Consider the following 9,844-nt stretch of genomic DNA (forward strand, 5'->3'; position numbering starts at 1 on the left):
AGGCCACAGTGTAACTGTATTTGAAAGAAAAGACCGTGTAGGCGGACTTCTCCGCTACGGTATCCCTAACATGAAGCTGGACAAAGCTGTTGTTGACAGAAGAATCCATCTTATGGAAGAAGAGGGAGTTAAATTTATTACAAATGTAAACGTAGGAAAGGATATCAAAGCAGAAGAACTTCTGAAACAGTTCGACCGCGTCATCCTTGCCTGCGGAGCATCCAATCCACGAGACATTAAAGTTCCGGGACGGGATGCCAAAGGAATCTATTTCGCAGTAGATTTCCTGGGACAGGTAACAAAAGCTTTGCTGGATTCTGACTTTGCCAAAGTTCCATATGAACTTGCAAAAGGCAAAAATGTTCTGGTCATCGGTGGTGGTGATACAGGAAATGACTGTGTAGGAACATCTATACGTCTGGGTGCCAAATCTGTGATCCAGTTAGAGATGATGCCCAAGCCTCCAGTGGAAAGAACACCATCCAACCCATGGCCGCAGTGGCCGAGAGTCCTCAAAACAGACTATGGCCAGGAAGAAGCCACTGCTGTATTCGGACATGACCCACGAGTATACCAGACTACTGTTACAGAATTTATCAAAGATAAAAACGGAAATGTCTGCCAGGCAAAACTCACTAAATTAAAGAGTGAAAAAGATGCAAAGACAGGACGTATGATGATGGTTCCTGTAGAAGGAACCGAAGAAGTCATCCCTGTAGACGTAGTCCTTATCGCAGCAGGATTCCTTGGCAGTGAGAAATATGTAACAGATGCATTTAAGGTAGCCATCAATGGAAGAACTAACGTAGATACAAAGCCAGATCAGTACCAGACCTCCGTAGACAAAGTCTTCACTGCAGGAGACATGCACCGAGGCCAGTCCCTGGTAGTATGGGCAATCCGCGAAGGCAGAGAAGCTGCGAAAGCGGTGGATGAATCACTGATGGGATATTCCTATCTGTAAAAATAAGATAAAATATGAGAAAGGTGCTATTGCCTGACGGAAAAGGATGTCAGGCAACAGCACCTTTTTTGAAAGTGATTTTTGGGTCTTGCATTATAATAATTATAGTTGACAGAGAATAATACATTTGCTACACTAAATTTGCATATCTAAGATAATTTTTGAGCTATTCGGTTCATCCATTTCCCTTAATGATTAAGTACAAAAGACAGTATTTTTGAATTTGTATTTTGCGTATTTCTCTTTCGGAGAATACAGAAATCTTTTCAAATTTGGTATAGAAAAATTGATTGACACCATATACGATACCACATATAATGTAAATAGGAGATATAAGAATGTCAAAATGGGATAAACTGATAACACGTATATGTAATTTATCAAAAGATCTTCGGTTTGATGAATTGCGAAAAGTATTGGAAAGTTATGGATATGAAATGAATGTTCCGAGAAGTGGAAGCAGTCATTATACATTTAGAAAGTCTGGATGTATGCCTATTACAATACCAAAACATGAGCCGATAAAGAAAGTATATGTAGAAATGGTAAGGGAAATAGTAGAAAGTGAGGCGAAGAATCATGAAGACACTGAATGATTATATGTCAATGTCCTATCGTATGGAAGTTGTAGAAGATAAAACCGAAGGAGGATTCGTAGTTTCGTATCCGGATCTCCCTGGTTGCATTACCTGCGGAGAAACAGTGGAAAGTGCAATTTCAAATGCCCTGGATGCAAAAAAAGCATGGCTTGAAGCTGCATTAGAAGAAGGAGTAGAAATCCATGAACCAGATAGCCTTGAAGATTATTCCGGACAGTTTAAACTGAGAATTCCAAGAAGCCTGCATAGACTACTGGCAGAACATTCTCAGAGGGAGGGAATCAGTATGAATCAGTACTGCGTATATCTTCTTTCGAGAAATGATGCGGTATTCTCAAAATAGCGATTATAAGTAAGCTGCAAAGCGTGTTATTGAAAGCGGAGCGCACAGTAACATGGAAAGAGCCGGTGATTTATTTATAAAAATAAGCAGTTGACAAAAAATAGTCATGTTGCTATAATTGCCTACATGAACAAAGGCGTTCTTTCTATAGAAAAGTAACTGTAGAAAGTGCGCCATTTTTTATATTATTATAGAATCTATAAAACTTCCAGACAGGACAAAATTGTATCGAAGAATCATTAAGAAAGCAAAAACAGCAGAAACTATGCTGACAAGGAGTGAATGAAAATGGGGAATTATACCAGAGAAGAAATATTACAGATGGCTGAGGAGGAAGACGTGGAATTTATCCGTCTCCAGTTCACAGATATGTTTGGAACGCTGAAAAACATCGCCATAACTGCCCGGGAACTTCCCCGCGCACTGGATAACCGATGTATTGTAGATGGTTCCTTTATCGCAGGAATCGCAGGAGAATCTGAACCGGATATGTACTTAAGACCGGATCTTGACACCTTTGCAATTCTCCCATGGAGACCACAGCAGGGCAAAGTTGCCAGAATGTTATGTGACATCTACTGTCCGGACGGAACCCCTCATGAGAGAAGCCCGAGATATATTCTGAAGAAAACAGCCCGGGAGGCAAAGAAAGAGGGATATACCTGTCTGGTAGATCCGGAATGTGAATTTTTCCTTTTTCATACAGATGATAACGGAGTTCCGACCACTGTAACCCATGAGAAGGCCGGCTATCTGGATATCAGTCCTGTAGACTTGGGCGAGAATGCCAGACGTGATATCGTATTAAACCTGGAAGATATGGGAATTGAAGTGGAATCCTCTCACCATGAAACTGCACCTGCCCAGCACGAGGTAGATTTCAAATACGGTGAAGTTCGTACGATTGCAGACCGGATTATGTCATTCAAGATGACGGTCCGTACCATTGCCAAACGCCATGGACTTCATGCGACATTTATGCCGAAACCACGGGCAGAAGTAAATGGCTCCGGAATGCACATTCATTTCTCTTTATTTAAAGATGGAAGAAATGTATTCGTCAATCCGGGAAATCCGCAGGAATTAAGTGAGGAAGCATACTATTTCGTAGGCGGGCTTCTGGCTCACAGCAAAGAGATGGCACTGATCACCAATCCTATCGTAAATTCCTACAAACGTCTGGTTCCGGGCTATGAAGCACCGACAGAACTGACATGGACAAAGAACAACCAGAATTCCCTGGTAAGAATTCCGGGATCCAGAGGTATGGAAACAAGGATCGAGCTGAGAAGTCCGGATGCAGCAGCAAATCCGTATCTGGTATTTGCAGTATGTCTGGCAGCAGGGCTGGATGGAATTCATAAGAAAATTTATCCGACCAAGTCTTCAAGCAGAGAATTATCCGAAACAGACCAGAAAGCAATGAAGATTGAGAATCTTCCGGGAAATTTAAACGAAGCAATTGATTACTTCGAACAGAGTGACTGGATCAAAGAAGTACTTGGAACAGAATTTTGTAAAGAATACGCAGCAGCCAAGAAAAAAGAATGGCTTCGCTATACAAGAGAAATTTCAGCCTGGGAAATCGAGGAATACTTATACAGAATTTAACCAGATAAAGCAGTTATCTGGTGTAGAGCCGCGTAGCGAAGCGGATGATTTTATCCGCTTGACCCGAATCAAGTAAGTCCCCTGCGGAGGTTGTAAAAAGCAATAAGCAGTGGACGGGAACCCAGGCTGTAACAGAAAGAGGAGTGGCAGAGTTATGAGCAGCAGCATTGTGATTGCGTTACCGAAAATTGAAGACGCAAAGAAAATCCGCACAATACTTAACAGACATGGGCTCACAGTAGCCTCTGTCTGCAGCTCTGTCTCTAACGCTCTGGCCAGTATCTCAGAGCTTGACAGTGGTGTCCTGATATGTGGCTATAAGCTGACAGATGCCTATTATAAAGACGCTCTCGATGACCTGCCACAGTATTTTGAAATGCTGCTTCTGGCTTCTCAGCGTATTATAGATGAAGCACCGAATTCCGTCAGCACTGTACAGATGCCGATGAAAGCAAGCGTACTGATAGATACGGTCAATGACATGCTCTATCATCTGGAACGCCGGATCAAAAAAGAAAAGAAGAAACCAAAGCCCAGATCAGAAAAAGAACAGAATTATATTTCGAATGCCAAACGCCTTCTGATGGAAAAAAACCAGATGACAGAAGAGGAAGCATATCGACACATCCAGAAATGCAGCATGGATTCAGGAACCAACATGGTAGAAACTGCACAGATGTTACTCATGCTGATGTATGATGAAATCTGATTTTTCAAACACGTTCTAAATAAAATATCCGAAAATAATAAGGAAAATTTTGTAAAAAATGACGATATTATTTTGACAGAATATGTGGTAATATACAAAATATATTTTTGTTCATATCAAGTTAGAGGTAAAATATATTTTAACCCTAACATTATATTATATATAGAAAGAACACAACCAAACATAAAATAGATAATAACAGGAAGAATGATTACAAAGGCGTAATCAGAGAGTCTAGGGGATAAGTGTCTCCGGATTTTCTGATTACGCCTTTTTGATATTCCAGGGTTTTAAGCCAAGAAGTCGTTGTGCTTGCACGAAAAGCCTTTTGAACTTGAAACCAGTGAAGATATCACAAAGGTTTTCAGAAATGAAGAAATGGAGGATGAGGAAATGGAATTTATGAATGGAACATGGAAAAAAGAAATCAATACCTGGGAGGAACTCGTAGGTAATAATCTCCTGAACCAGGAAGCCGTAATCGAAGGCGCTGTTCACAGCATCCGTAATATGGGTGATGTGGCATTTATCATTCTTAGAAGAAGGGAAGGCTTATTCCAGACAGTCTATGAAAATGAAATGGCAAATGTTTCCATTCATGAATTGAAGGAAGCAATGACGATCAGGGTGAAAGGAATCCTGCATGAAGAGGAGAGAGCACCCCACGGAAGAGAGCTTCGTATTCGTCATATTGATATTTTATCAACACCGGCAGAGCCACTTCCAATGGCAATCGACAAATGGAAACTGAACACTTCTCTGGAAGCAAAATTAAACTACAGACCGATTTCCCTGAGAAATATTCAGGAGCGTTCCAAATTTAAAATTCAGGAAGCACTGACAAAAGCATTCCGCGATTATCTCTACGGACAGGGATTCACAGAAATCCACACACCGAAGATCGGAGCAAGAGGAGCAGAGGGTGGCGCAAACCTTTTCAAATTCAGCTACTTCCACAAACCTGCAGTACTTGCACAGAGCCCGCAGTTTTACAAACAGATGATGGTAGGTGTATTTGACAGAGTATTTGAGACAGGTCCGGTATTCCGTGCAGAGAAACACAACACCAAACGTCATTTAAACGAATACACCAGTCTGGACTTCGAGATGGGATACATTGACAGCTTCGAAGAAATCATGGCAATGGAAACAGGATTCCTGCAGTATGCCATGAACCTTCTGAAAACAGAATATGCAAAAGAAGTACAGATTTTGAAGCTTGAGATCCCGGATGTATCCAAAATCCCGGCAGTCCGTTTCGATGTAGCCAAGGAACTGGTATCACAGAAATATAACCGTAAGATCAGAAACCCATTTGACCTGGAGCCGGAAGAAGAAGCACTGATCGGACAGTATTTCAAAGAAGAATATGGCTCAGATTTCGTATTTGTCACACATTATCCGTCAAAGAAACGTCCGTTCTATGCAATGGATGATCCGGAAGACGCAAGATTTACCTTAAGCTTTGACCTGTTATTCAAAGGCCTTGAGATCACAACAGGCGGACAGCGTATCCATGATTACAACATGCTGGTACAGAAAATTGAAGACAGAGGTATGACGCAGGAAGGCATGGAACAGTATCTGGATACCTTCAAACATGGTATGCCGCCTCACGGTGGACTGGGAATCGGTCTGGAACGTCTGACCATGCAGCTTATCGGTGAAGAGAATGTTCGTGAAACCTGTCTCTTCCCGCGAGATATGAACCGTTTGGAACCGTAAATAAGAAGTCGGAAATAAAAGCAATATAGAATGTTACAGGCAGTATATATAAGGAGAAAATCATGGCAAAGATCATAGATGATGAAACAATGGAAAATGTCTGCATCCTGGCTAAGCTTTCCCTCTCGGAAGAAGAAAAGGAAAAAGCCAAAGCTGAAATGCAGAAAATGCTTGATTATGTAGAGAAACTGGACGAACTGGATACATCGGAAGTAGAGCCGATGTCCCATATTTTCCAGGACGAAAACGTATTCCGCGAGGACGTTGTCACAAACGGCGACAACAAAGAAGCAATGCTCGCAAACGCACCAAAAGCAAAAGAAGGACAGTATCAGGTTCCGAAAACCATAGGATAGGAGACAGGACAATGGAGTTGGAGAAATTAACAGCCCTGCAGCTTGGGGAAAAAATAAAACAGCGTCAGGTCAGCGTCCTGGATGGAGTAAAAACTGTTTTTGAACAGATTGAGAAACAGGATTCAGAAGTACACGCTTATCTTGACACATATAAAGAGGAAGCATACAAACGTGCAGAAGAAGTACAAAAAGGCATCGAGGACGGTACTTATACCAGTCCTCTTGCAGGCGTACCGATCGCGATCAAAGATAATATCTGTATTAATGGAAAGAAAACTACCTGTGCATCAAAGATTCTTGAGAATTTTGTGCCTCAGTATAATGCAGAAGTCATTGATCGTCTGGAAAAAGCCGGACTGGTCATTATCGGAAAAACAAACATGGATGAATTTGCCATGGGAAGTACCACAGAGACTTCCGCTTATGGCATCACCAGAAATCCATGGAATCTGGAACACGTACCAGGCGGTTCTTCAGGTGGTTCCTGTGCTGCAGTGGCAGCAGGAGAAACTTATCTGGCACTTGGTTCAGATACAGGTGGATCTATTCGTCAGCCAAGTTCCTACTGTGGTGTAACCGGAATTAAACCAACCTATGGAACAGTATCCCGTTACGGTCTTGTAGCTTATGCGTCTTCCCTGGATCAGATCGGACCTGTAGGAAAAGACGTATCTGACTGTGCAGCTCTTCTGGAGATCATCGCAGGACATGATACAAAAGACAGCACATCCATGAAAAGAGAAGATCTTCAGTTCTCCAAAGAACTGACAGGAGATATCAAGGGGATGAAATTCGGAGTTCCTGAAGAATATCTGGCAGAGGGACTTGATCCGGAAGTAAAAGCATCTTTTATGGGTGTTCTTGATACGCTGAAAGAACTGGGAGCAGAAGTAGAATTCTTCTCTATCAAAACCATGGAATACATGATTCCGGCTTATTATATTATCGCCAGTGCAGAAGCAAGTTCCAACCTGGAACGTTTCGATGGAGTGAAGTACGGTTTCCGTGCAGCAGAATATGAAGGTCTTCACGACATGTACAAAAAGACCAGAACAGCAGGTTTCGGTGAGGAAGTAAAACGCCGTATCATGCTTGGTTCCTTCGTGTTAAGCTCCGGTTATTATGATGCATACTATCTGAAGGCACTCCGCACAAAAGCCCTGATCAAGAAAGAATTTGACCAGGCATTTGGCAAATATGATGTGCTCCTTGCACCTGCATCTCCATTTACAGCACCGAAGATCGGTGAAAGCTTAAAAGATCCCCTTGCCATGTATCTTGGAGATATCTACACAGTAGCAGTCAATCTCTGCGGTCTTCCGGGAATTACAGTTCCATGCGGAAAAGACAGCAAAGGTCTTCCAATCGGTATCCAGATGATCGGGGACTGCTTCATGGAAAAGAAAATCCTGCGTGCAGCACACGCCTATGAAACCAGCCGCGGCTCCTTTGCCGTGCCAGGAGAAGGAGGCACCAGATAATGAAACAGTACGAAACAGTCATAGGACTTGAAGTCCATGTAGAACTTGCAACAAAAACAAAAATTTTCTGCGGATGCTCCACTGAATTCGGAGGAGCACCCAATACACATACATGCCCGGTCTGCACAGGTATGCCGGGTTCCCTGCCTGTATTAAATAAGAAAGTAGTAGAGTTTGCCCTGAAAGCAGGTCTTGCAGCAAACTGCCAGATCCATCAGTACTGCAAATTTGACCGTAAGAACTATTTCTATCCGGACAACCCACAGAACTATCAGATCTCTCAGTTATATCTGCCAATCTGTCATGACGGATGGGTAGAGATTGAAACCTCTGCAGGCAAAAAGAAAATCCGCATCCATGAAATGCATATGGAAGAGGATGCAGGTAAACTGATCCATGATGAATGGGAAGACTGCTCCCTGGTAGACTATAACCGAAGCGGTGTCCCGTTGATTGAGATCGTATCCGAGCCGGATATGAGAAGCTCTGAGGAAGTAATCGCCTATCTTGAAAAACTCCGTTGTATGATGCAGTATCTGGGTGTATCAGACTGTAAGCTTCAGGAAGGCTCCATGCGTGCAGACGTTAACCTTTCTGTCCGTGAAGTGGGAGCAGAAGAATTCGGTACCAGAACAGAGATGAAGAACCTGAACTCTTTCAAAGCCATTGCCAGAGCAATCGAAGGCGAAAGAGAACGTCAGATCGAACTGATCGAAGAAGGCAAGGCAGTTACACAGGAGACACGCCGTTGGGATGACAACAAAGAATATTCTTACGCCATGCGTTCCAAGGAAGATGCCAAAGACTACAGATATTTCCCTGATCCAGATCTGCCTCCAATCCATATCTCTGATGCATGGATTGAAAAGATCAAAGCAGAACAGCCGGAGCTTCGCGAAGTGAAACAGGCCCGTTATCAGGAAGAGTACGGACTTCCGGCATACGATGCGGGAATCCTCACAGAATCCCGCCATCTTGCAGGTCTTTTTGAAGAAACAGCAGCAATCTACGGAAATGCAAAGAAGACAGCAAACTGGTTTATGGGTGAGGTACTCCGTCTGACGAAAGATAAAGCTATGGATCCGGAACAGGTATCTTTCTCACCGAAGCATCTTGCAGATCTTCTGGTAATGGTAGAAAAATCCGAAATCAGCCCTCAGAATGCCAAAAAAGTCTTTGAGAAAGTCTTTGAGGAAGACATTGATCCTGTAGCCTACATTGAGGAACATGGTCTGAAGATTGTAGAAGACACAGGACTTCTGGAAGAAACCATCAACAGGATCCTGGATGCTAACCCAGGACCACTTTCAGAACTTCTGGGAGGTAAAGATAAAGTCATGGGCTTCTTTGTAGGTCAGATCATGAAAGAGATGAAAGGCAAGGCAAATCCTGCAAGCGTCCGCGAGACACTAATGAAAGAAGTAGAGAAGCGCAAATAAAATAAATCACCCCGGACATTATGCCCGGGGTAAAAAATGTTACTGTTCACTCCGTTCACAGCAACACGCTTCACGATGCACAGAATTTATGCTAATCGCATAAATTCGCACAGTATGTCTCGGGTTTTCTGTGACCTTCGCTCACAAAAAACACCTCGCGGGATATTACCAGTGAACAGTAATGTTAATATTAAAAATTATGCTCAGAAAACACTTTGAGACTTTACATTATTAAATAATTAAGTATAATAAAACTCGAATAAAATATATTTGCAGAAAAGACACAAATAGAAATGGAAAGGCAAAGCAGCAGCCTGCTGTAGACAGGTATATAAAAACTGCGAAACATGCCAGGGAGGAAATCAAACATGGTAACAGTAAACCACAACTATCTGAAATTACCGGGAAGCTATCTGTTTTCCACAATTGCAAAAAAAGTAAAAGCATATAAAGAAGCCAACCCACAGGTAAACGTGATCTCACTGGGAATCGGTGATGTAACCCAGCCTCTGGCTCCGGCAATCATTGAAGCGCTCCATAAATCCGTAGATGAAATGGGTGATGCAGCTACATTTCATGGTTATGCACCTGATCTTGGTTATGAATTCTTAAGATCT

General features: G+C 42.5%; 9 protein-coding genes and 1 pseudogene. All 10 read left to right on the top strand.

The features are described from left to right. The coding region (locus ACTNES_RS17105; protein ID WP_441040192.1) for a glutamate synthase subunit beta at positions 1-964 on the top strand (964 nt) is incomplete at its 5' end. A gap of 338 nt (positions 965-1,302) precedes the next feature. After that, complete coding sequence (locus ACTNES_RS17110) at positions 1,303-1,560, top strand: type II toxin-antitoxin system HicA family toxin (protein WP_022380271.1); 258 nt, start codon at positions 1,303-1,305, stop codon at positions 1,558-1,560. Then, entirely contained in the window at positions 1,544-1,906 is a 363-nt protein-coding gene (locus ACTNES_RS17115) for a type II toxin-antitoxin system HicB family antitoxin (RefSeq protein WP_008704906.1), read from the top strand. Before ACTNES_RS17110 ends, ACTNES_RS17115 begins: the two co-directional genes overlap by 17 nt. Before the next feature lie 288 nt (positions 1,907-2,194). Further along, on the top strand, positions 2,195-3,517 hold the full coding sequence (locus ACTNES_RS17120; RefSeq protein ID WP_291815545.1) for a glutamine synthetase family protein: 1,323 nt from the start codon (positions 2,195-2,197) through the stop codon (positions 3,515-3,517). A 154-nt stretch (positions 3,518-3,671) separates the two neighbouring features. Beyond that, positions 3,672-4,226, top strand: coding sequence for an ANTAR domain-containing response regulator (locus ACTNES_RS17125; RefSeq protein WP_055153468.1), 555 nt, complete (start codon positions 3,672-3,674; stop codon positions 4,224-4,226). A gap of 393 nt (positions 4,227-4,619) precedes the next feature. After that, positions 4,620-5,951: an aspartate--tRNA(Asn) ligase gene (aspS, locus tag ACTNES_RS17130; protein WP_300334915.1), complete on the top strand. Its 1,332-nt coding sequence runs from the start codon at positions 4,620-4,622 to the stop codon at positions 5,949-5,951. 62 nt (positions 5,952-6,013) lie between these two features. Beyond that, a complete protein-coding gene (gene gatC / locus ACTNES_RS17135; RefSeq protein ID WP_008704901.1) occupies positions 6,014-6,307 on the top strand; it encodes an Asp-tRNA(Asn)/Glu-tRNA(Gln) amidotransferase subunit GatC in 294 nt (97 codons plus the stop codon). 11 nt (positions 6,308-6,318) lie between these two features. Further along, positions 6,319-7,788 (top strand): Asp-tRNA(Asn)/Glu-tRNA(Gln) amidotransferase subunit GatA, encoded by a 1,470-nt coding sequence (gene gatA / locus ACTNES_RS17140; RefSeq protein ID WP_008704899.1) that lies wholly within the window; start codon positions 6,319-6,321, stop codon positions 7,786-7,788. After that, entirely contained in the window at positions 7,785-9,227 is a 1,443-nt protein-coding gene (gatB, locus tag ACTNES_RS17145; protein WP_334303491.1) for an Asp-tRNA(Asn)/Glu-tRNA(Gln) amidotransferase subunit GatB, read from the top strand. Before gatA ends, gatB begins: the two co-directional genes overlap by 4 nt. Positions 9,228-9,595: 368 nt before the next feature. Then, positions 9,596-9,844, top strand: a pseudogene (locus ACTNES_RS17150) (LL-diaminopimelate aminotransferase); the annotation flags it as partial.

The organism is Blautia sp. HCP3S3_D9, assembly GCF_052063845.1.
Lineage (GTDB): Bacteria > Bacillota > Clostridia > Lachnospirales > Lachnospiraceae > Blautia_A.

Excerpts from the sequence above, each read along its gene's own strand:
- ACTNES_RS17110 (WP_022380271.1), top strand. The coding sequence starts at position 1,303 with ATGTCAAAATGGGATAAACTGATAACACGTATATGTAATTTATCAAAA.
- ACTNES_RS17115 (WP_008704906.1), top strand. The coding sequence starts at position 1,544 with ATGAAGACACTGAATGATTATATGTCAATGTCCTATCGTATGGAAGTT.
- ACTNES_RS17120 (WP_291815545.1), top strand. The coding sequence starts at position 2,195 with ATGGGGAATTATACCAGAGAAGAAATATTACAGATGGCTGAGGAGGAA.
- ACTNES_RS17125 (WP_055153468.1), top strand. The coding sequence starts at position 3,672 with ATGAGCAGCAGCATTGTGATTGCGTTACCGAAAATTGAAGACGCAAAG.
- aspS (WP_300334915.1), top strand. The coding sequence starts at position 4,620 with ATGGAATTTATGAATGGAACATGGAAAAAAGAAATCAATACCTGGGAG.
- gatC (WP_008704901.1), top strand. The coding sequence starts at position 6,014 with ATGGCAAAGATCATAGATGATGAAACAATGGAAAATGTCTGCATCCTG.
- gatA (WP_008704899.1), top strand. The coding sequence starts at position 6,319 with ATGGAGTTGGAGAAATTAACAGCCCTGCAGCTTGGGGAAAAAATAAAA.